Genomic DNA, 20,443 nt, shown 5'->3' on the forward strand with positions numbered 1-20,443 from the left:
AGCGAACATGTGGGCACCGTTGATTCTGATCCTTGTCTGCCTGGCCCTGCTGGGGCTGTCGATCCACCTGTTCCTGCAAGGCCTGCGCAAGACCGCCACGGAGAAAGTCCTCAACCGGCTGGCCGCCGGGCAACCGCAACTGGCTGCGGAGAAACCCGTCTGGGTCGGGCTGGAGCGGATGTTCCTGCGCGCCGGGCTGGGCCGCCCGACCGAACGGTTCGGCCTGTGGCTGAGTCTGTGGGCGGTGGCCGTGGGCCTGGGTTACATGCTCGCCGACTGGATCGGCGTGCTGCTGATGATCGTCGCGCCGCCTCTGACGCTGCGGCTGTACATCGCCTTTCTGTACCAGCGGCGGATCAAGCGCATGATCGAACAACTGCCGCAACTGCTCGATCACACCGTGCGCAGCCTGAAATCCGGACGCACCCTGAGCGACGCGGTGATGGGCAGCATCGACGCCAGCGAAGATCCGCTGAAAGAGGCCATGGGCCGGGTGCAGCGCAACGTGCAATTGGGCGTGAACCTGCCCGACGCCGTCAGCGATTTTGCCGAGCTGTATGAGCAAGACGAACTGCGCATGTTCGCGCTTGGCCTCAAGGTCAATCACCGCTACGGCGGCAACGCCAGCGAGCTGCTGGAGAACCTGATCAAACTGATCCGCGAACGTGATCAGGGCGCGCGGCAACTGCGCGCGCTCACCGGCGAAACACGCATGACCGCCTGGGTGCTCGGCGCATTGCCGCTGCTGTTGGTGAGTTATTTCATGCTGACCAATCCCGGCTACATGCTGGGCATGTGGAACGACGCGGGCGGGCGGCAGATGCTGATCAGCGCCGCCGTGCTGCAAGTGGTCGGTAGTCTGGCGCTGTGGCGCATGTTGCGGAGCGTCTGAGATGATCTGGCTCGCAGCGCTCATGCTGCTGCTCGGCGCGCTGTTGCTGGTGATCAATCACCTGCTGGTCGAGCGGCGCCGGGTGCGGCAGATCAACCAGCGCCTGCAGGGTCAAACCTTGCGCGAGAACCGCTTCGGAAGCTGGTTGCGCGCAGTCGGCAGCAGCCGCTTCGGCCAGCGCTCGGTGAGCATCGACAGCGAAACCCAGACCCTGCTCAACCGCCTCGGCTGGCGCCGCGCCAGCGAGCGCTCGTTGTACGCCGCCTGCCAGATCGGCACGCCGTTGCTGACCCTGGGCCTGGCGATCTTTCTGCAGCAAGTGTTCTTCCCCCAGGCCGGCAATCGCTGGATCGTGCCGATGCTCGCTGCCGGTGGCGGCTATCTGCTGCCCAAACGCGTGCTCGCCTACGCCGCGGCGCGACGCCAGCGCACCATTGCCGTTGAGATATCCACCTTCATTCCGCTGCTGCGCATCCTCTTCGAATCCGGCATGGCGGTGGAGCAGGCATTGCGCGTGCTCAGCAGCGAAGCGCAAAAACTGCTGCCGGAACTGACCGGTGAACTGCGCCTGATTCTGGCGCGTGTCGACAGCGGCCTGGAACTCGGCCAGGAGCTGCACAAAGCGGCGGTGATGCTTGCCGTCGACGAGTTCAGCGACACCTGCGTGATCCTTGAGCAACTGATTCACCAGGGCGGCGGCGCGATGAAATCGCTGCTGGCGCTCAAGCAACTGCTGGATGACCGACGCCTGACCCGCCTGCAGGAATACATCTCGAAAATGTCGGCAAAGATGTCGGTGGTGATGATGCTGTTTCTGTTTCCGGCCTTGCTGATCGTCCTCGCCGGCCCGGGCTTCACCGCGATTGCCCGGGCCTTCGCAAACTGAACCTGGCTCATGGAGAGCGTTTGATGAAAGTACTGATAGTCATGGCAAGTCTGCTCCTGCTCGGCGGTTGCGCCACCGACGGCCAGGCGCCGTGGACGGCACTGCTGTCACCGAGCAGTTGCAGCAAGATGACCCAGGAGCAGGAACTGGCGCTGAATCTGGCGGATGACCTGGCCAACGACGGCAAACTGCACGCCAGCCTGGCCAACCTGCAAAGCCTGCCGGACAACCTCAGCGAAGTGCGCCTGCGCAAGGCCAAGGTCTACCGCCTGCTCGGCCGCAGCGAGGCGGAACCGTTATATCGCAGCCTGCTCGGCGGCTGCCTGACCGCCCAGGCCGAACATGGCTTAGGCCAGCTCTACGCCGCGCGAGGCGATTACGGCCAGGCCCAGGCCCACCTGCAACGCGCCGCCCGGCTCGCACCCACCGACGAGAAAATCCGCAACGACCTCGGCGTGGTCTACCTCAACCAGTTGCGCCTCAACGACGCCCGATTCGAATTTCTCACCGCCATCGAACTCAAGCAGAACAACGAATTGGCGACACTGAACATGGTCACCCTGCTGCTGTACCAGAACGACTGGCCGCAAGCCGCCGAGATCGTCAGCCGCGCCAAACTGACCCCGGAACAATTCACCCAGGCCCAACAACGCGCCGAACAACTCAAAGCGCCGGCCAAAGCCAGACCCACCACCGGCAACCAGGTCGCCGCCGTGGCCGACCCACTGCCGCCGTCGCTCAAATAAGGAGACAGCCATGCACCCCCTCAAAGGCCTGTGCTACCTGACCCTGCTCACCCTGCCCCTCAGCGCCGTAGCCATCGACGCCGGCCCCGCCTCGGCGCAACAACAGGAAACCGAAGGCTGGCTGCTCCTGCAAAGCCGCAACAAAGTCGCCTCGCCAAAACCGCAAACGGCTACCGCCACCGAACGCGACCTGGCCATGCAGCGCTGGTTGAAAAAGTACAAATACGAAATACCGGATTTTTATGATCCGGATGCGGGCGGGAAGGTTGAGACCAAGAATTAGTGAAGTGGTGAGCTTGCGGACGTTTTCGCGAGCAGGCTCGCTCCCACATTTGAATTGGGTGTGTTCAGTCAAGCATGGCACAGCCGAAAGCCAACCCTCACCCTAGCCCTCTCCCGGAGGGAGAGGGGACTGACCGTGGGGGATGCGAGAGCTACGCCGATTTGAAATACCGAGTCGTACACAAATTTCAAAGCCAACGCAGATCGGCTCCCTCTCCAGGGGGAGAGGGCTGGGGTGAGGGGCAAATCCACCACAAATTTCAAGTCGAACAACCGCTTTTCACCACTCAACAATGAGCGTTAGCTCGCGTGCTCTTGATCTTGCCTAACCGGCGACATCGGAAGGCTGAGTGGAGGGATTGATCCGGGCGTGGGAGCGTAGCGACCGTCTGGCGCAGCCAGACACAGCGGAAGTAGGTGCAGCGAAGCAAACCGTAGCCGCTGCGCCCGGATCGATCCCGCAGCGAAGGGACCCGAGCTTGCGAGGGCCGTACGTAGGAGCAAAGCCTTTTGGTTCCTTTTTGGCGTCTGAAAAAGGGACTCGCCGTAAGGGCGAAACCGCCAGCAGCCACAACAAATAAAACGAATATGCCCCCAAAACAACAAGAACCTGGTCGGCCCAGAGGCCGCCAAGGATCAATGCGCCGTAACCCGCTGCCGCAAAGCCGACCCACTGGGCGCCAAAGCCAACGCCAACTGCGTGCGATTATGCATATGCGTCAACCGCAACACCTGCGACACATACAGCTTCACCGTGTTCTCGGTAATCCCCAACTCACAGGCAATCTGATAATTGGTCTGCCCCTTGCCCACCAATCGCGCCACATCCAGCTGACGTGGCGACAACTGACTGAAAAGCGCCGGCGCCTCCTGCACCTCGACCCCCTCAGACTCCCCGCCCAACATATCGCGAGCCACCGGCACCGGACTGCGCCGCACTTTGTCCAGATCCTGATAAAGATCGTCGATCGACTCCGACAGGAACTGCAATTTCTGATTCAGGTGCCCCAGATGCAGATTTTTCTGACGCTCCTGCAGCGCCACTTCCTGACGCTGCACGCCCTCAAGCAACTCATCCAGATTGATCGGTTTCTGGTAGTAATCGGCAATCCCGGCACGCAACGCCTTGATCACATCCTGCTTGTCCGCGCGCCCGGTGAGCATGATCGCCTCGAACACCCGATGCTTGCCGGCCAGCCGCTGCAACTCCTGAATCAACTCAATGCCATCCATATCCGGCATGTGCAGATCGCTCAGCACCAGGCCGATCTCGGCGTCCTCACTGAAACGCTCGATCGCCTGCAGACTGGATTGGCACGGCACACAGCGGTAACCGCTGCTTTCCAGAAATTCGCACAGTTCCTCGACCACCAATGGCTGATCGTCGACCACAAGGATTTTCACCGCAGACGTAAGCTTGTTCACATGCCACTCCATTGCCTGGGCCAAAGCTGACCATTCCTGTACTGCCAGCGTTCAGCTGTCTCACCGGTTCCATTTGAAAGTAGACCTACTTTCCGACTATGTACATAGGACTAGTGGCGCTTGGCGATCAATGAATCCACGGTAAAACAGACATGGCACCGACCAGCACGAACGGTGCAAATGGCAGCTTTTTTGACTTGTCTGGTGCCAGATATCGCAAGCGTTCTCTAAGCCCTTGACTCATATGGAGCCAGAGTCTTGGCGCCAGCAGAAGCCAGACCACGCTGGCGATGCCAGCACCGATAAACGCGCCAAGAATAAACAGACCGTTTGTCGCAAGGCCCAGAGCTGTCATTAATTTCACATCGGCGGCGCCCATGCGCCCGATGAAAAATCCCGGCAATGTCAGCGCCAAGGCAATCAGAACCGCCCAAACGCCCTGCCCTGCTTCCGCGCCCAGCCAAGTGGTGCCGGTCAGCAATAGATAAACCAGCGCCAGCGCAGCGGCCCCCAACGTGAGCACGTTGGCAATGCGCCGTTGACGCGCATCTTGCGCAGCGCACAGCACCAGCCAAAGCAAAAGGATAAAACTGTGCATCCGCTAAAAGCCGTCCGTTTTTGCTGAATGATTCTATGCTGATACTACGCAGTGACAGTCAGGGTAGACGCACTCATGAAATACGCCTTCCGGAAGTCGCAAACAGGTGCGGTGGCGATCGAGTTCGCCCTGGTGTTCATCATCTTCTTCGCGGTGTTTTATGGCCTGGTCAGCTACAGCCTGCCGCTGGTGATGATGCAATCATTCAATCAGGCCACGGCCGAAGCGGTACGCCGCAGTGTTGCGGTCGACCCGAACACGCCCAACTATCCAACGGTCGTGCTCAACACCGCGAACGCGACGCTGACTCAGCAATTGTCCTGGATTCCGCCGGTCTTCAACCTGGTGGTCGGCGTTGATACCAGCAGCCAATACAGCGCGACAGGCCTGCTGACCGTGCGAGTGGATTATCCGGTCAGCAAGTTGAATCAGGTCATGCCGGTTCTGGTGCTGCCGGGTATCGGCCCGGTCCCCAGTCTGCCCAGTCATCTGACCGCCACCTCGAGCCTGCAATTTTGACCTCGGGCGACAAGCTCTTCGGGCGCTTGCTCAAACGCACGACGATCGCCGTCCACGACTTGCCCGACCGGCTCGGCTCGCCCACCAGTGGTTTGCATCTGTACCTCAACGACGACGGCGGTGTGGTGCAAATAGCCGGGCCGCTGCGGCATCTGCTCGCGCAGCACAAACCCCACGACAAGCCCTTGCCGCTGAGCACCTACGTGCAAGCCCACAGCACGCTGGCAATCGAAGGCCGGCCAAGGGAGTGGCAAGGCCTGTTGCTCGATCTGGATTTTTCTGGCCTTGGCGAGCAGACCTTGCACATGCGCGGCTGGGTGCAACCGCTGGGCGAAGGCTGGCTACTGCAATTGATCGATATAGGCGACTTGTTGCATGAACGCCAGCAAGCGCGTCAGCGCGACGATTGCCAATCGATCGCCGCGCGGATCGGCGAACAGGTGCGGGCGTGTAGCCAGACGCGCTTGCCGGACATTGTCGGTGAACAATTGCAAATGATCGCGCAACGTTGGCACATCCCTTGTGTAGCGCTGGCCTTGCTCGATGATGAGGAACAGGGCTGGCAGGTCTATCGACGGTATCGCGCTCACGATGCGCCGAACCTCTGGGAGGACGACCAGCGTCTCGGCACGCCACTGGATAGCCTGAGCGGCGCGGCGCCGCAGCGGATCGGTGGGCAGCCGGGTTTCGATGAGCACTCGCGGGTGCAAGCGCTGTTCGGCAATGCCGAAGGATTCGCGGTGCCATACAACGATGAGCGTGGTGTGGTCGCCTGGCTGCTCTGCGCTTTTTACCCTGTCGACACCGCCGCGCCGTACCTGAGCGAGCGCGACTGGACGGCGCTGTTCGGCGCACTCGCCGGGCCCTTGCTGGGTCGTCTGCGCGAACATCAGCATCAGCAGCAACTGGAACGCATCGAAGCGCTGCAAAGCTTGTTGGGCAGCGGTTGGTGGGAAATTTACGCCGAGCGCCAGCGCGTGCAACTGGCCCCCACGCTGGCCGCCGCGCTGCAGATGGACACTGGCGAACCAGTCCTTGAAGAGTGGCTGGCGCATATCCATCCCGCCGACCGTGACGAGTTGCGCAGCCGATTGCACGCCTTGCAGCAACACGGCGAAGCCCTGACGTTGTCGGTGCGCCTGGCCGGCAGCGAGCCTGCGCAGCCCGCAACGTGGTACCGGGTGCAAGGCCAGGTCAGCGGCAGCGGCGCGAACCGGCGGCTGGTCGGGTTCATGCTCGATATCAGCGACATCCAGAACCAGCAGCAACGCGCCGCGGCTGCGCATGCGCGGCTGGACAACCTGATCGCCAGTTCGCCTGCGGTGATTTACGTTCAGCAATACCGCGAAGGCGCGCTGATCCCGACGTTTTTCAGTGCCAGCCTGCAACCGCTGCTCGGCTGGAGCCTGACCGATTGCGGCGCTGGTGCGCTGGTTGAAATGATCCACCCTGACGATCGCGACCTGTATTTCGAACGTACGCGTCAGCTGCTGCGCGAAGGTTCGGTGCGTGGGCGTTATCGCCTGCGTGATCGCCAGGGCAGTTATCACTGGCTGCTTGATGAGGCCAGATTGCTGCGCGATGACCTTGGCCTGCCGGTCGAAGCGGTGGGATTGTGGCTGGACGTCACCGAGGCGACGCTGGCCGCCGAGCGGGTGAAAAACAGTGAAGAGCGTTATCGGATTCTGGTTGAGGACTCGCCGGCAATGATCTGCCGCTATCGACCTGACTTGATTCTGACCTTCGGCAACCGCCCGTTGGCGACGTATCTGGAGTGCGCGCCGCAGGCATTGCCGGGGGTTGATCTGGGCAGCTGGATGTCTGACGAGCAGCGCGGCGCGTTCATTCAACGGCTCGCCGCGCTGACCCCGGAGCAACCGCTGAGCACCGCGGAAATCAGCCTGCAACTGCCCGGCCGTGAACATGCCTGGTGGGTGTGGTCCGATCGCGGCGTGTTCGACGAACAGGGGGACTTGATCGAGGTGCAAGCGGTGGGCCGCGACAACACCGAGCTACGCCGCTCGCAGCAGCAACTCACGCAAAGCGCAAAAATGGCCACCCTCGGCGAAATGGCCACCGGTCTGGCCCATGAAATCAATCAGCCGCTGAACGTGATGCGCATGGCCATCGTTAACGTGCTCAAACGACTGGGCAACGGTGACGTGCAGATCGACTACCTGACCGACAAGCTCAAGCGCATCGACGCGCAAGTGCAGCGCGCGGCGAAAGTGGTCGATCACATGCGTGTCTTCGGCCGTCGTTCGGAAATCGAGCAACAACTGTTCAACCCCGCTTACGCCATCGAAGGCACGCTGTCGCTGCTGGCCGAAGGCATGCGCGGCAAAGGCGTGGACCTGCGTATCAGCGAGACCACGTTCGAAGTTCAGGTGCGCGGCTACGTCGATCAACTGGAGCAAGTGCTGATCAACCTGATGGTTAATGCGCGCGATGCACTGCTGAGCAAGCGCGAGAAGGAATCAGCGTTCAACCCATGGATATCAATGTACGTCGAACGCGATGAGCAGCATGTGCGGCTGTGGGTCGAGGACAACGGTGGCGGCATCGATGCGCGTTTGCTCGAGCGTATTTTCGAGCCGTTTTTTACCACCAAACCGATCGGTGTCGGCACCGGGCTGGGGCTGTCGGTGAGCTACGGCATCATCGACAACATGGGCGGCCGCTTGAGCGTGCGCAACTCGGCGGAGGGCGCGCGGTTCTGCATCGAATTGCCGATTGCCAGCGACGCCTAAATCACCAGATAGGCCTTGCCGGTCTGGCCGCAGGTCATGTTGGCGCCGACCTTGACGTCCATCAGGTTGATGCCCAGGCCTTTGAGCAGGTTGTTGAGCAAGGGATCGAGCAAGGGGCTGATGGTGCTGGTCACGACCGGCAGCAAACGGTTGGTGACATCAGTGATCAACGAAGCGACGCCGGTGACGATCGACCCCAGCGGATTGCTGCCCACGGGTTGGTAGACAATCAGATTGATCCCCGCCAGCGTATTCGACAGGCTGCCGACGATGTTGCTGGTCGGCACAGCGGGAAGCACGCTCGGCGGCAGTTTCAGGTTGGCCGGCGCGGCGAACGGCGTGGTACTGGAAAACACCAGGTCTTGGGAATTCTGCGCGACGCTGGTGTCGAGTTTGATGCCGATGCCACCGGCGCCGAACGGAACGTGGGTGGTCGGATTACAAGTGCCGAGCAAGAGGATCTTGTGGCAGGTGACGATGCCCAGATCGATCAATGGCAAGGGCGCGACGGTCGGCTGGGCGGCGGAAGCAAAAGCGCTGATCGGGTCGATCTTGCCGAGCTTGAGGTCGGCCAGCGAAGTGACGGTACGCGCGGTCAGGCTCTTGGTACCGCTGGTGCCGGTCGGGCAGCTGTAATCGGTCACGTAGCTTTTCGCGCCGCCGGCGTCGAGGTTGATGTCGATCCTTGGCGATGGCAGCAATAGTGGATCAAGTTGCTCACAACCGGCGCCCAGCAAACACAGCGCTGAATTGAGCGTGCCGACCAGATTCAGACTCAGTAGCGCGTTGAGTGTCGGGGTCAATCCGCCAACGAGCCCAAGCACCGCATTGGGCAGTCCAGTCACCCCGGACAGCACCGGCAAATTGACCGAAAGCAACGTGCGCACCTGCGCTGTCCGCACATAAATCCGGTCCGCCCCCAGCGGGTCGACCTTGGCCCGCGCCGGATCGCCAATCGCCGAAAACTGCGGCGGCTCGATTACCTTGACCCGCACCGTGACGTTCGCCACCCCCAACACGCTGACCGGCAACGTCGCCGCCACCGCGCTCTTGCTGTTGGCCAGTTGCACCACGCCTTGTACCAGCTGCAGCAATTGCAGATTGGCGTCCAGCCCCGCCGCCGTGGTGCCGGTCTGCAATTGGAGGATGTCGCCGAGTTTGACCGGTGCCGCGTTGATCGCCGCTACCTGCAACTGACCTAATGCAGTGGCCACCTGGGCGGTCGCGCCGCTGGCCTGCACCACCGTCGCCGCCGCCTGAATCAGCTGCGTGACGCTGGTTTGGGTATTGAGTAATTGCGTGTAATTACCAGCGGTGACGTTGAGGTTGATCGCCAATTGATCGAGGTATTTCAGCAGATTGATATCGGTGTTGAGCAAACCCTCCCAACCGAGCGCCGTGAGGTTGACGTTACCGCCCAGCAGGCCGGAAAACAGTGGATTGAGGATGTTCGATTGCGCCGTGTCGATCGTCGCCAGGTTACTGCGGATATTCAACTGGGCCACCGTCGGCTGCGGCTTGGCAGCCACTGCCGAGGCATTCAGCGTGGTGTTGAGGCTGACCGGGTTGGCACTGAACAATGCCTGTACGCCGCCGGCAACACTGCTGGTGACGGTGCGACTGGCGGCGACTTTCACCGCGACCGCTTGGGTGGCATCCACGCTGAAGGTGCGCAGCCCGCCCGCCGTCGTGAGCAGGGTGCCGCAGGTGGTGACAAGGGTGTTGCTGGCGTCGACGAGGTAGCCATTGCGCAGCGCGCTCTGCCGGGCGTAATTGGCGGCGCTCAGGCCCGGCAGGCAAGTGCCGCCACGGCTGACCGCTTCGAGCGCGGCGTTGTCGACCACGCGCTGCAACTTGCGTTGCTCCATGTACAAGCGACCGCTGTCGACCACCAGCAACAGCATGACCACCACCAGACTGAGCGTGGCCGCCGCCATCAACCCGATCGCCCCGCGTTGCCGGGCCGGACCGTTGAATCGCGAACGAGGCGACATGGCGCACTCCTTTGCCGTGACCTCCTGTGGGTGCTGGTGAGTGTAGACGGGGCTGGGGGCTGTGCATCCTCGCAAACAGACAAACAAACCTGTGGGAGCGAGCCTGCTCGCGAAGGGGCCGTGTCAGACATATCAGTGCTGAATGACACACCGCATTCGCCAGCAGGCTCGCTCCCACAGGGAGTGGGTGTGAAGGTAAAAGGGAGCTCGATGGCTCCCTTTTTACAGCAGGTCAACGCGGCGGATAGTTGCTCAGAATCCGCGTCACCGTTTCGCGAATCGCACTGCTGCGGTCTTCCGGGTTCGGCCGGCTGGCGAGCATCTGCTCGTCGCTGCCGCGCCAGACCAGTTTGCCGTCCTTGCCGTCGAGCAGATCGACCTGGATGGTCGCGACCTTGTAGGTGATGTTGCGCGTTTCGTTGTACATCGGCGCGCCCCAATAGCCGTTCCACGGTCCACCCCAACCGCCGCCATAGTTGGTCGTCACTTGTTGCTGGCGATCCTCGACGATCAGGTAGGTCTGTACATTCAAATCAGCCTTGGCGCCCGCAGGCGCCGGGCGCAAACCGCGCTGATCGAGTTGATCGGCCACCGCCTGGCGGATGCGTTGCTCGGTAAGGTCGCTCTTGATCCGCGGATCGTCAGGGCGATATTGCAGGGCGGGGTCTTTCCAGCTCCAGTTGCGATAGGCGGAAAAATCGCGGCTGGCATCAAAATCGTGATTGACCTGGTTAGCCGCGCAAGCACTGAGCAGGGCGGCCATGGCCAGTAAAGCGAGACGGCGGAACATGATATTTCTCCAGTTGAAGACATGAACCTGCAGGAATTGCGAATGCTGCGAAGTCAACCTGGAGGATACGCCGCCAAGGCCTTTTCCACAGCCTCGCGGATCGCATCGCTGCGCTCGATCTGATTGCCGGTGGCAGCGGTTTCGGCGCTGGCACTCCACACCGGCTGACCATTGCCGGCGTCGAACAGATCGACCTGGACCACCACGACCTGCTCTTGATACGTGCGCACGATCGGCACGCTGTTGTACATGCCGTAGCCACGTCCGTAGCGATCGTAGCCGCCGTACCCACCGTAATAACCGTAGTCGTCGCGGACCTGACGCAAGCGGGTTTCCATGCGCAGGCTGGCGCTGACCAGTACATCCGCCGGGCGGTTGTCACGCAACGGGCGCAGACCTCGCTGATCCAGAGCATTGCTGACCGCTTCGGCGACTTGCGCCGAGTCCGCCCACACCGTGCCCGGCGGCAACTGGCCGTTGCGCCAGGCCCAACTGCGGTAGCGCGCGTAATCACGCGGCGCGGCCGGATAGGCGCTGCGGTCGAAGGTGGTGGCGGCTTGTGGCGGTGCCGGCGGCAGCGGCCGCGATTGTGCCACGTAAGGGTTGCTGCCCTGACAGGCGGCCAACCCCAGGCACACCAGTAATAATCCGGATTGAGCTTTCATCACGCGCTCCGATCAGATCGGCCGGCAGATCCAGTGCAGGTAACGCCCAAGCCCGGCGAAGCTTGGGTGACGGCGGTGAGCGAGTTCCATCTCGAGCAAATCCGCAAGGTCGGCGCGGGCCTGAAATTCCACCGGCATGTAATCGTGAAAAACCCGCACGCCACTTTGACTTTCGACCTGCCACAGTCCATCGAGTTGCGTTGCCAATTCCCGCGGATCGAGCGGCTGCTGCGGAGTCAGGCTCTGCTTTTCGCCAGCCATGACGTTATTGCGCATCTTCTTGAAATGGCCTTTGAGCAGGTTGCGGTAAATCAGCGCGTCGCGGTTGTAGAACGCCAGCGACAACCAGCCGCCGGGCCGAGTCAGTTGATGCAGCACCGGCAAGATTGCGTGGGGTTCGGCCAGCCATTCGAGCACGGCGTGGCAGATCACCAGATCATACGGCTCGCTGAGCTGGCCTGGCAGCGCTTGCCACGGCGCCTGAATGAACGTGGCGCTCTGCCCGGCGTCAGCGAAACGCTGGCGGGCGCCTGCGAGCATCGGCTCGGCCGGTTCGGTAAACGTCACGTCGTGCCCACGCTCGGCCAGCCACAACGACATATGCCCAAGCCCGCCACCAATGTCGAGCACACGTAACGGACGCTCCGGCAGCGCTTCGGCCAGATCGGCCTGCAACACCGCGAGACGAATCGCGCCTTTGGCACCGCCATAGATTTTCTCGGCGAAACGCGTCGCCAACTGATCGAAATGCCGGTCGCCCATCAGCTGAACCGCCGTTCGCTGTCGGCGAGCTTGGCGCGCACCACTTCGTTCATGTCCAACCCCAGCTCGCTGCACAGCAACAACAGATACAGGACGATATCGCCGATCTCCTGCCCGGCATGCGCAAGCGTGTCAGCGGGCAACTGGCGTGACTGGTCTTCGGTCAGCCACTGGAAAATTTCCACCAGCTCGGACATCTCGACGCTGGCGGCCATCGCCAGGTTCTTCGGGCTGTGAAATTGCCGCCAGTCATTGCGGTCGCGAATGGCGTGCAGGCGTTCGGTCAGTTCAACAAGGTTCATCGGGCTCTCCTGAAGGCGTATAGCTTCGGGGGGAACCTCGGGGAAGGCAAGGCACAAGTTGAGCCTTTGTGGGAGCGAGCGTGCTCGCGATGACGATATGTCATGCGAAACTCGTTTTACTGACAAGACGCCTTCGCGAGCAGGCTCGCTTCCACCGGGATCGAGTAAACCTTCTATGATGCAGGGAACTCGGCCACCACCGTTGTGGCCCAAGGCTCAGCTCTTTCATCAGGACGCACACATGCAGGTAGAAAGCTTTTTCGAATGGCTCGGGCAGGTGCTCGGTTCGGTAATCCGCTTTATCGTCGATGGGCTCAGCGGCCTGTTCAACCTGCTGAGCAACGCCGGAGGCAACTTCGTCGAGGGGCTCTCCCGCACGCTGGGGATGGATACCTCGATCATCAGCATCATTGCCTTGATCGTCGGTTTGATGCTGTTGTGGTCGGCCATTCGCGCGTTCATGAACGCGTCGATCATTGCCGGGATCATCTGGCTGTTGCTGGGGTTGTGGTTGCTCAGCTGGATAATTCACTGATCGGGTAAAGCCCCCTCGACATCAGGGGGCTGACCGCGATTATCCCGAATGACCAGCGCTCTCGCGACTCAGTCAGCGGTTTCTGCGGGCCTGGCTTCTACCGTGTAATGAATATCGATGTCCTCGTGGGCATGGATAACTATTGCAAGTTTGCTGGAGTAGGCGATCTGGCTATTACGCAATATCAGGTCGTAGCTCTTGGCTACAGGGTCGCATTGGCCTCGTACTTCGATCTGGTGCGGATACGGGAGTCGCTGTGTCTTCAGGTCAAAAGGCATATCGATCTGAAAATAGCCCGCCGCAGATGCCACTAGTTCCTCGATGAATACATTGCCCCCCATTCCGCAGTCCGTAGCAAAACTGCACCCCTGCATAACGGTAATCCTGGCCTGAATGCGCACGACAAGCGCTTGCTCATTGTCGCGTTTCGGCAGCCAGAAAACGTGTTTCCGGCAAGGGGCCATTGCCCGGCTATCTTCCGGACGCTCGTTGTACCCAGCGCCTTGCAAAGCTTCGAGTGTTACGGGTTGGTGAATGATGTCTGGCTCGTTTTGCATTTCGTTTCCTTACAGCCTGGTTATGAGTGGTTATCACTCTGTAAGGCCATTGAACCCGACGGCTGAGAAGGCGGTGCGGTATATAGATATTCGCAGGGCCGCTGCGGCAGATCCGCAACGAGTCGTTACAATGCCGGCTCCCCGAAGGAGCCTGCATGTCCACTCTGATTGCCGACTGGCGCGACCGCGTGACCCACCGCAAGGTCTGGGCGCTCGCTGCGCCGATGATCCTGTCCAATATTTCCGTGCCGCTGGTGGCGCTGGTCGACAGCACCGTCATCGGCCATTTGCCGCACGCCCATCAATTGGGCGCGGTGGCGGTGGGCGCGAGCCTTTACACGTTTCTGGCTTGGGCCATGGGCTTTCTGCGCATGGGCACCACCGGGTTTGCTGCGCAGGCTGCCGGGCGCAGCGATGGTGCGGCGTTGCGGCAGATCCTGCTGCAGGGCTTGCTGCTGGCGATGGGGCTGGCGCTGCTGCTTGGCGCGTTAGGGGTGCCGCTGAGCGGGGTCGCGCTGCACTTCATGCAACCCTCGGCGGAGCTGGATCAGCTCACTCGCGGGTTCTTCCATACACGGCTGTTCGGCCTGCCCGCGGCGCTCGCCAGTTATGCGCTGGTCGGCTGGTTCCTCGGTACCCAGAATGCGCGGGCGCCGCTGGCGATTCTGCTGAGCACCAATTTGATCAACATCGTCCTCAACCTGTGGTTCGTCATGGGCCTGGACTGGGGCGTGGTCGGTTCGGCGCGGGCTTCGGTGATCGCCGAATGGAGCGGCGCCCTGCTCGGCCTGTTGCTGACGCGCAAGGCGCTGCGCGCGTATCCGGGGCACATCATGTGGGCGGCGTTGACGCTATGGCAGAGCTGGCGCCCGCTGCTGGCGGTCAACCGCGACATTTTCATTCGCAGTCTGGCGCTGCAGTCGGTGTTTTTCATGATCACTGTGCAAGGCGCGCGACTGGGCGATGCGACCGTAGCGGCCAATGCGCTGCTGCTCAACGGCTTGCTGCTGACCGCGCATGCGCTCGACGGCCTCGCCCATGCCGTCGAAGCCTTGTGCGGACACGCCATCGGCGCCCGCGACCGGCTCGCCCTGCGGCGTTCGCTGGTGGTCGCCGGGGGCTGGTCGTTGATCGCCAGCCTTGGTTTTGCCGTGCTGTTTCTGCTTGGCGGGCACCTGTTCATCGAGATGCAGACCGACATCCAGAGCGTGCGCGAGACCGCGTTCATCTACCTGCCGTACCTCGCCACGCTGCCGTTGATTGCGGTGTGGAGCTATCTGCTCGACGGCTTGTTCATTGGTGCGACCCGTGCGCGCGAGATGCGCAACGGCATGTTGATCACCGTGGTGTTGCTCGTGCCGTTCGCCTGGGCGTTGCAGGGTCTGGGCAATCACGGGCTGTGGCTGTCTTTTCTGCTGTTCATGGTGCTGCGCAGCCTCACCCTCGGCGCGCAGGGCTGGTGGCTCAAGCGCAACGATGGCTGGTTCAACGGTAGCGCTCACTGAGTCGGCGTGTGCCGGATGAAGCCGACCACCTGATCGAGCACCGGCGCCAGGCGCCGCAACGGCCGTGACAGGCTCGCGACCAACGTGATGTGGCTGGGTCGTGCGTAATACAGATCCTGCACCGGAACGCCGGCGGCGCGCAGCTTGTCGGCGAGACCGGCGGTGTTACGCGTCGGGTTGACGAGGTCATCTTCACTGGCCGCAATCAGCAGTGAAGGCGGCGCACCGTGGCTGACATGGTTGATCGGCTGCGACCGGGGCGGTGAGTCCGGCCAGAAGAACACCGGGCGCACCGCCGGGTTCTCGATCGGCAGAAAATCATACGGCCCGGCCAGTCCGATCCAGCCGCGCAAGTCCTCGGGCGACAGGCCCACCGCCGCCAGCCATTCGCCGTCCAGCGCGAGCATCGCCGCGTTGTAGGCGCCAGAGCTATGGCCCATCAGATAGAGGTTTTGCGGGTTGCCGGAAAATTCACCGATATGCGTGCGGGTCCAAGCTACGGCACGTGCACCGTCTTGCAGAAACGACGGATAACGCACCTGTGGATACAAGCGGTAATCGGCCACCACCGTAACTATTCCTCTGGACGCCAGCGCTTCGCCGACAAAGCCGTAGTCGCGCCGCGAGCCGCTGTTCCAGCTGCCACCGTAGAAAAACACCACCACCGGCGCATCCGGCAACGACGTGTGCGGCACATACACATCGAGCTTCTGCCGCGGATCGTCACCATAAGCGATGTCCGCGGTTTTGCTGTAAGTGCTGTCCGGCGTCAGTGCATTGAGCACTTGCACTGGCGAACACGCGCACAGCGCCAGCAGCCACAGGCTGCCGAGCATCGCGCCGAACCCTTGCCGGAATAAACCTGCCATCTGCGCCGAACCTCGTCTCATGACTGATCGCCGCGCCACTGGCGCCGCACATGGTCAAGCCGTTCTTGCTGGGTCAGCCCCACCGGCGGTGGCACCAGCGCCGCCCGCGGATGCAACAAGCGTAGCCACAACCAGCCATCCAGCACGCTGCGGTCGCTGAATCCCAGCGCCAGGCCTTGCTGGACATGGGAGGCCATCGTGGCGTATTCGGTTCCCAGCGACTGGCACCAGCGCCAGATGTGCTGTTCGAGCAAGCAGGTTTGCAGGCGCTCGCGCTGACGTCGGGTCAGGCTTTCTTCGATGTTCAGCGGCTCGACCGCCAGCCCCGGATTGCGCAGCTGTTGCCAGCCCTGGCTACCGATCGCCCGGTCGGCCCATGTGCCACCGAACCAGCGCAACTGCCGGATCGGCCCAAGCCAACGGCTCAGCTCGGCGGCGTCGCAGGCGTCGAAAAAATAGCTCGCGGTCTGCCGGTTGTAATAGCTGAGCAAGGCGCGATGGCTCAAGCCGAACGACACCGTCAGCATGCGCTGAAGATGGCTGAGCAGTTGTTGTACCGGAGCCTCGCTGACGAGCAACAGCCCGCGCCAGGTATTCGGGTCGTGGTGACACAGCGCGGTCAGGGCCGGGCATTCGCTCAGATCGATCAGCAGCGGCCCATGCGCACTGACCGGTTCGAACTCGGTGCCGTCGAACAGGCTGAACCGGCGTACGTCGCTGAACGCCTGGCGCAACAGCGGCAAGGCCTGCGGTGCATCCAGGCTATCGAGCAACAGCCACTGCGCCTGTGGCTCGGCGCCAGTCATGTTGCGCCGCTCTGTTCAAGCGCGGTGACCAGCCGACAACTGCACACTGCCTGCGCACAATGACTGAAACTGCCGCCGCCGGGCATCAGGCACAGCAACAGCAGTGGCTCAGCGCTCATCAGCAATTGCTGCAGCCCATGACTTTCCAGACTGTCGGGCAATGGCGGCGGATCATCGTCATGCTCCACAGCGGCGAACGAGGGTTGCAGCACCCCGCTGATCATCGGCTGATCCGGGTCGCCCTCGAAGAAGCTCACCACCACTTCGACGCCATCGTCGAGCGCCGCCATGGACGACTGCGCCAGGGAGGGCGCCAGTGGCAGCCAACAATAACTGGGCGCAGCGCCCTCGCCTTGATAGAGCCAGTCGAATTGCACGGCCACCGGTCGCTGATGATCGGGCTGCGGCTCATCGACCGTCACCACCCAGGCGCGTTGCAGGCTGTGCATGCGCAGGCGCGAGGTCGCGCTGGGCGCTGGATTCAACAACTGCACCGCGCCGAACACACGATTGGTGTAGGGCACGTCGAGCGACGGATCGGCGCGATGTTCGATGCGCGTCAGCAACCATTGGCGATTGCATTCGGCAAAGGGGTGACCGGCCAGACGCAGCCAGTGTCCGCAGCGCAACGTTGCCAGGTCACTGCAACCTTCGGCGTGCGGCACGGCTTGCAGGCCTGACGAGCCGGGCTGCAATGTCTTGTGCAAGTGCCATTGGCGCAGCGCCGGTGAATGCGGATGCTCGTCGTCTTTGCACTGGTAGCTCGCCGCACCGGCCAGTGGCATGTGCGCCGGATCGTCGGTGAACACCAGACAATGCCGGTCGCGCTCGTGTTCGAAGTAATAGTGGATTTGCGCCTGCGCACACAACCGCTGCAGCAGTTGCAGATCCGACTCGCGGTATTGCGTGCAGAACATGCGCGCCGGGTAGTCGCCACGCAGTTCGAAGCGGCGCTGGTTGCCGACGATGCCGTGTTCTCTGAGCACTTGTTCGAGGATTTGCGGCACTGAACGGCCACTGAAGATGCGCTGACTCAGGCGCAGCGCCAGACAGGCAAGTTTCGGCCCCAGCCGGACCCGGCTCAAGCGCAAGCCGGGGCCATGCTCATGCTGGACAAGGCTTTGCAGTTGCCCGTGCACGCCCTCCCCTGACGGCCCGAAACAGAGGAAAGCCGAACGGTGCAGCAGGCCGGCGAGGTCCAGGTGCGGATCGTCGATCAATACATCGATCTCGAAGGCAAAGGTTTCGCTGAGGGCTTCGCTACCGGTAAAGGCCAGGACTTCGAAAGGGTCGGACAGGCCCGCTACATCGAGACGAAACGACGACTCGTTGACTGGATCGAACATGGGCGGATCTCTACAGGAGGGGCGGCCGGGGATTCTCGCCGAGAGCCATGGCCGAGTAGAGAGCTGAAGTACAACTTAGGAAATGACCTACGCGAAAAGCAGACCGGATGACTTTGCTGGCCTGGATCGGCAAACATTTCGCGCAGATTTTGAGAGATATCCCACCGGGTCTTCCGAATTTTCCGCAGCTTGCGGAAAAGTTTCGGACAACCCGGCGCGATCGCCACCTGGTCTCAGGAAGACAGGTAGGAGGAGCGGGTCAGGCCCAGACGCAAGGCATCGAGAAATTGTGTGCGTTCGCTGGCGCTGATGCGGGCGCTGGCGCACTTGTCGCGGTAGTGCGTCATCAGCTCTTCCGGCGACAAGTGCACGTATCGCAGCATGTCTTCGATGGTGTCGTGGGTCTCGATGCCGGCGTGGTACACGCTGCCATCGGCGTTCTGGTAGATGTTCACCGAGTCGGTGTCGCCGAACAGGTTGTGCATGTCGCCGAGGATTTCCTGATAGGCGCCGACCAGGAACACGCCCAACAGGTAATCTTCGCCTTCATTCAAGGCGTGCACCGGCAGACTGGTTTCGATGCTCTGCTCGTCGACGTACTGATTGATCTTGCCGTCGGAATCACAGGTCAGGTCCTGCAGTACCGCGCGGCGCAGCGGCTCTTCGTCGAGACGGTGCAGCGGGATGATCGGCAGCACCTGATCGATCGCCCAGGTATCCGGCAGGCTCTGGAATACCGAGAAGTTGCAGATGTACTTGTCGGCCAGTTTGTCATTGAGCTCGTCGAGCACCTGACGGTGCGAACGCTGACGCGCTTTGAGCGAGTTATGCAGGCGACGGCACACGGCGAAGTAGCACTGCTCGGCCAGAGCTTTTTCGGCCAGAGTCAGCTTGCCGTCGGCGTACTGCGCAGCCACGTCGCTCATATAGTGCGTGGCGCGCCAGTAGGTTTCGGTGACCATTTCGATGTCGGTCGGGCCGAGCAGGTCAACCAGCCACTGCACGGTTTCCGGCAGGCTTTCCTTGTTCTCGATCAGCGGGATTTCGTCGTTGTGTTTCTCGACGTCGGTCACCTGCACTACCAGCATCGCGTGGTGCGCGGTCAGCGAGCGGCCGCTTTCGGAGAATATGTGCGGATGCGGCAGGCTCTGCGCGTCGCAGAATTCCTTGAGCATGCCGACCACGACACCGGCGTAATCATCCATGTCGTAGTTGATCGAACTGGCGTTGCGCGAATGAGTACCGTCGTAGTCGACACCCAGACCACCACCGACGTCGATGTGATCGACCGGCAGACCGAGGTTGCGCAATTCGCCGTAGTAACGGATCGCTTCCTTGAAGCCGTGCTGATAATCCGCCAGGTTGGCGATCTGCGAGCCCATGTGGAAGTGCAGCAGGCGAATGCCCTGATCCAGCCCGGCGCCACGGAAACGCTCGACCACCGACAGCAACTGTGCCGCCGACAGGCCGAACTTGGATTTCTCGCCACCGGTGTCCGCCCACTTCGAGGAGGCCAGCGACGACAGACGGACGCGCAAGCCAACCTGCGGCTTGACCTTGAGCGAGGCGGCTTCTTCGATCACCAGGCCGACTTCGGATTCTTTCTCGATGACGATGAAGACGTTGTGGCCGAGCTTCTGGCCCATCAGCGCGAGGCGGATGAACTCACGGTCCTTGTAACCGTTGCAGACGATGGTGCCGCCCTTCGGCGCCAGCGCCAGTACCGCCAGCAGCTCAGGCTTGGAGCCGGCTTCCAGACCGATGGACACATTCTGGGTGGCGATGATGTTCTCGATCACCGCTTCTTGCTGGTTGACCTTGATCGGGTACAGCGCGGTGTACTTGCTCTGGTATTCCAGGCGCTCGATGTTCGAATCGAAAGCGCCGGTCAGCTGACGGACACGGTCTTGCAGGATGTCGGGGAAACGCACCAGCAGCGGCAAGGACAAACCGCTCTTGCGCAGTTGGTCGACTTGCTCGAACAGGTCGATCGGCGAGCTGCTCGGGCCGTTCGGACGTACTTCGACGCGACCGGCTTCATTGATCGCGAAATACCCGGCCCCCCAATGGCGAATCCCGTAAACGCTGCGGCTGTCCGCAACTGTCCATTGGCTGCCATCGTCTTTACGTGTGCGTCGTACGGACATCGAAGTCCCCTATAAAGAAGTCAGAGTGCGTCGCCTGCAGTTCAGGCCGGCGCAGTCTAAAGAATGA

20 protein-coding genes are annotated in these 20,443 nt (G+C 61.8%); 8 read left to right on the forward strand and 12 right to left on the reverse strand.

Features of this window, described 5'->3' with window-relative positions; genetic code table 11:
- Positions 1-7 precede the first annotated feature (7 nt).
- From ACGSLL_RS09120 to ACGSLL_RS09135, 4 genes are read left to right on the forward strand one after another with little or no spacing between them, the layout of a single operon-like run.
- A complete protein-coding gene (locus tag ACGSLL_RS09120) occupies positions 8-892 on the forward strand; it encodes a type II secretion system F family protein (RefSeq protein ID WP_394505099.1) in 885 nt (294 codons plus the stop codon).
- A 1-nt stretch (position 893) separates the two neighbouring features.
- Positions 894-1,778 (forward strand): type II secretion system F family protein, encoded by an 885-nt coding sequence (locus ACGSLL_RS09125; RefSeq protein ID WP_394505101.1) that lies wholly within the window; start codon positions 894-896, stop codon positions 1,776-1,778.
- 23 nt (positions 1,779-1,801) lie between these two features.
- Positions 1,802-2,524 carry a tetratricopeptide repeat protein gene (locus tag ACGSLL_RS09130; protein WP_394505103.1) on the forward strand — a complete coding sequence of 241 codons (723 nt, stop codon included), beginning with the start codon at positions 1,802-1,804 and terminating at the stop codon, positions 2,522-2,524.
- Positions 2,525-2,534: 10 nt separating this feature from the next.
- A complete protein-coding gene (locus ACGSLL_RS09135) occupies positions 2,535-2,807 on the forward strand; it encodes a DUF3613 domain-containing protein (RefSeq protein ID WP_394505105.1) in 273 nt (90 codons plus the stop codon).
- A gap of 635 nt (positions 2,808-3,442) precedes the next feature.
- Here ACGSLL_RS09135 and ACGSLL_RS09140 read toward each other — a convergent pair.
- Both ACGSLL_RS09140 and ACGSLL_RS09145 read right to left on the reverse strand, forming a co-directional pair.
- Positions 3,443-4,231: a response regulator gene (locus ACGSLL_RS09140; RefSeq protein ID WP_394505107.1), complete on the reverse strand. Its 789-nt coding sequence runs from the start codon at positions 4,229-4,231 to the stop codon at positions 3,443-3,445.
- A gap of 127 nt (positions 4,232-4,358) precedes the next feature.
- Positions 4,359-4,829, reverse strand: coding sequence for a prepilin peptidase (locus ACGSLL_RS09145; RefSeq protein ID WP_394505110.1), 471 nt, complete (start codon positions 4,827-4,829; stop codon positions 4,359-4,361).
- 75 nt (positions 4,830-4,904) lie between these two features.
- On the opposite strand from ACGSLL_RS09145, the gene ACGSLL_RS09150 reads away from it, so the two are divergent.
- Complete coding sequence (locus tag ACGSLL_RS09150) at positions 4,905-5,348, forward strand: TadE/TadG family type IV pilus assembly protein (protein ID WP_394505112.1); 444 nt, start codon at positions 4,905-4,907, stop codon at positions 5,346-5,348.
- The gene (locus tag ACGSLL_RS09155) at positions 5,345-8,098 is read left to right on the forward strand and encodes a PAS domain-containing sensor histidine kinase (RefSeq protein WP_394505114.1); all 2,754 of its coding nucleotides are present in this window, start codon (positions 5,345-5,347) and stop codon (positions 8,096-8,098) included. Before ACGSLL_RS09150 ends, ACGSLL_RS09155 begins: the two co-directional genes overlap by 4 nt.
- Here the strand turns inward: ACGSLL_RS09155 and ACGSLL_RS09160 are convergent.
- The 5 genes from ACGSLL_RS09160 to ACGSLL_RS09180 all read right to left on the reverse strand — a co-directional run bounded on the left by ACGSLL_RS09160 (position 8,095) and on the right by ACGSLL_RS09180 (position 12,611).
- Positions 8,095-10,092, reverse strand: coding sequence for a pilus assembly protein TadG-related protein (locus ACGSLL_RS09160; protein ID WP_394505116.1), 1,998 nt, complete (start codon positions 10,090-10,092; stop codon positions 8,095-8,097). The genes ACGSLL_RS09155 and ACGSLL_RS09160 overlap by 4 nt on opposite strands.
- 232 nt (positions 10,093-10,324) lie before the next feature.
- On the reverse strand, positions 10,325-10,882 hold the full coding sequence (locus ACGSLL_RS09165) for a DUF4136 domain-containing protein (RefSeq protein WP_394505118.1): 558 nt from the start codon (positions 10,880-10,882) through the stop codon (positions 10,325-10,327).
- 53 nt (positions 10,883-10,935) lie between these two features.
- Complete coding sequence (locus ACGSLL_RS09170; protein ID WP_394505120.1) at positions 10,936-11,547, reverse strand: DUF4136 domain-containing protein; 612 nt, start codon at positions 11,545-11,547, stop codon at positions 10,936-10,938.
- A 12-nt stretch (positions 11,548-11,559) separates the two neighbouring features.
- Entirely contained in the window at positions 11,560-12,309 is a 750-nt protein-coding gene (locus ACGSLL_RS09175; protein WP_394505122.1) for a methyltransferase, read from the reverse strand.
- Positions 12,309-12,611, reverse strand: a complete 303-nt coding sequence (locus ACGSLL_RS09180; RefSeq protein ID WP_394505124.1) for a MazG-like family protein — start codon at positions 12,609-12,611, stop codon at positions 12,309-12,311. The genes ACGSLL_RS09175 and ACGSLL_RS09180 overlap by 1 nt, the downstream gene beginning before the upstream one ends.
- Before the next feature lie 241 nt (positions 12,612-12,852).
- Between ACGSLL_RS09180 and ACGSLL_RS09185 the strand changes: the two genes are divergently transcribed.
- Positions 12,853-13,146, forward strand: coding sequence for a hypothetical protein (locus ACGSLL_RS09185; protein ID WP_093105111.1), 294 nt, complete (start codon positions 12,853-12,855; stop codon positions 13,144-13,146).
- 68 nt (positions 13,147-13,214) lie between these two features.
- Here ACGSLL_RS09185 and ACGSLL_RS09190 read toward each other — a convergent pair whose 3' ends face one another.
- The gene (locus tag ACGSLL_RS09190; RefSeq protein WP_394505127.1) at positions 13,215-13,703 is read right to left on the reverse strand and encodes a serine protease; all 489 of its coding nucleotides are present in this window, start codon (positions 13,701-13,703) and stop codon (positions 13,215-13,217) included.
- A gap of 155 nt (positions 13,704-13,858) precedes the next feature.
- On the opposite strand from ACGSLL_RS09190, the gene ACGSLL_RS09195 reads away from it, so the two are divergent.
- A complete protein-coding gene (locus ACGSLL_RS09195) occupies positions 13,859-15,208 on the forward strand; it encodes an MATE family efflux transporter (RefSeq protein WP_394505129.1) in 1,350 nt (449 codons plus the stop codon).
- Here the strand turns inward: ACGSLL_RS09195 and ACGSLL_RS09200 are convergent.
- The 4 genes from ACGSLL_RS09200 to speA form a co-directional block, all read right to left on the reverse strand.
- Positions 15,202-16,077 (reverse strand): alpha/beta hydrolase, encoded by an 876-nt coding sequence (locus ACGSLL_RS09200; RefSeq protein ID WP_394505131.1) that lies wholly within the window; start codon positions 16,075-16,077, stop codon positions 15,202-15,204. The two genes, ACGSLL_RS09195 and ACGSLL_RS09200, sit on opposite strands and share 7 nt — an antisense overlap.
- A gap of 17 nt (positions 16,078-16,094) precedes the next feature.
- Entirely contained in the window at positions 16,095-16,883 is a 789-nt protein-coding gene (locus ACGSLL_RS09205; RefSeq protein ID WP_394505133.1) for a DUF4123 domain-containing protein, read from the reverse strand.
- Complete coding sequence (locus ACGSLL_RS09210; RefSeq protein WP_394505136.1) at positions 16,880-18,229, reverse strand: type VI secretion system Vgr family protein; 1,350 nt, start codon at positions 18,227-18,229, stop codon at positions 16,880-16,882. The genes ACGSLL_RS09205 and ACGSLL_RS09210 overlap by 4 nt, the downstream gene beginning before the upstream one ends.
- A 233-nt stretch (positions 18,230-18,462) precedes the next feature.
- Entirely contained in the window at positions 18,463-20,376 is a 1,914-nt protein-coding gene (gene speA / locus ACGSLL_RS09215; protein ID WP_016771856.1) for an arginine decarboxylase, read from the reverse strand.
- Between the last annotated feature and the right edge of the window lie 67 nt (positions 20,377-20,443).

Origin of the sequence: Pseudomonas retamae, from assembly GCF_043496865.1 — a bacterium.
Lineage (GTDB): Bacteria > Pseudomonadota > Gammaproteobacteria > Pseudomonadales > Pseudomonadaceae > Aquipseudomonas > Aquipseudomonas retamae.

Excerpts from the sequence above, each read along its gene's own strand:
- ACGSLL_RS09120 (WP_394505099.1), top strand. The coding sequence starts at position 8 with ATGTGGGCACCGTTGATTCTGATCCTTGTCTGCCTGGCCCTGCTGGGG.
- ACGSLL_RS09125 (WP_394505101.1), top strand. The coding sequence starts at position 894 with ATGATCTGGCTCGCAGCGCTCATGCTGCTGCTCGGCGCGCTGTTGCTG.
- ACGSLL_RS09130 (WP_394505103.1), top strand. The coding sequence starts at position 1,802 with ATGAAAGTACTGATAGTCATGGCAAGTCTGCTCCTGCTCGGCGGTTGC.
- ACGSLL_RS09135 (WP_394505105.1), top strand. The coding sequence starts at position 2,535 with ATGCACCCCCTCAAAGGCCTGTGCTACCTGACCCTGCTCACCCTGCCC.
- ACGSLL_RS09145 (WP_394505110.1), bottom strand. The coding sequence starts at position 4,829 with ATGCACAGTTTTATCCTTTTGCTTTGGCTGGTGCTGTGCGCTGCGCAA.
- ACGSLL_RS09150 (WP_394505112.1), top strand. The coding sequence starts at position 4,905 with ATGAAATACGCCTTCCGGAAGTCGCAAACAGGTGCGGTGGCGATCGAG.
- ACGSLL_RS09160 (WP_394505116.1), bottom strand. The coding sequence starts at position 10,092 with ATGTCGCCTCGTTCGCGATTCAACGGTCCGGCCCGGCAACGCGGGGCG.
- ACGSLL_RS09165 (WP_394505118.1), bottom strand. The coding sequence starts at position 10,882 with ATGTTCCGCCGTCTCGCTTTACTGGCCATGGCCGCCCTGCTCAGTGCT.
- ACGSLL_RS09170 (WP_394505120.1), bottom strand. The coding sequence starts at position 11,547 with ATGAAAGCTCAATCCGGATTATTACTGGTGTGCCTGGGGTTGGCCGCC.
- ACGSLL_RS09175 (WP_394505122.1), bottom strand. The coding sequence starts at position 12,309 with ATGGGCGACCGGCATTTCGATCAGTTGGCGACGCGTTTCGCCGAGAAA.
- ACGSLL_RS09180 (WP_394505124.1), bottom strand. The coding sequence starts at position 12,611 with ATGAACCTTGTTGAACTGACCGAACGCCTGCACGCCATTCGCGACCGC.
- ACGSLL_RS09185 (WP_093105111.1), top strand. The coding sequence starts at position 12,853 with ATGCAGGTAGAAAGCTTTTTCGAATGGCTCGGGCAGGTGCTCGGTTCG.
- ACGSLL_RS09190 (WP_394505127.1), bottom strand. The coding sequence starts at position 13,703 with ATGCAAAACGAGCCAGACATCATTCACCAACCCGTAACACTCGAAGCT.
- ACGSLL_RS09195 (WP_394505129.1), top strand. The coding sequence starts at position 13,859 with ATGTCCACTCTGATTGCCGACTGGCGCGACCGCGTGACCCACCGCAAG.
- ACGSLL_RS09200 (WP_394505131.1), bottom strand. The coding sequence starts at position 16,077 with ATGGCAGGTTTATTCCGGCAAGGGTTCGGCGCGATGCTCGGCAGCCTG.
- ACGSLL_RS09205 (WP_394505133.1), bottom strand. The coding sequence starts at position 16,883 with ATGACTGGCGCCGAGCCACAGGCGCAGTGGCTGTTGCTCGATAGCCTG.
- ACGSLL_RS09210 (WP_394505136.1), bottom strand. The coding sequence starts at position 18,229 with ATGTTCGATCCAGTCAACGAGTCGTCGTTTCGTCTCGATGTAGCGGGC.
- speA (WP_016771856.1), bottom strand. The coding sequence starts at position 20,376 with ATGTCCGTACGACGCACACGTAAAGACGATGGCAGCCAATGGACAGTT.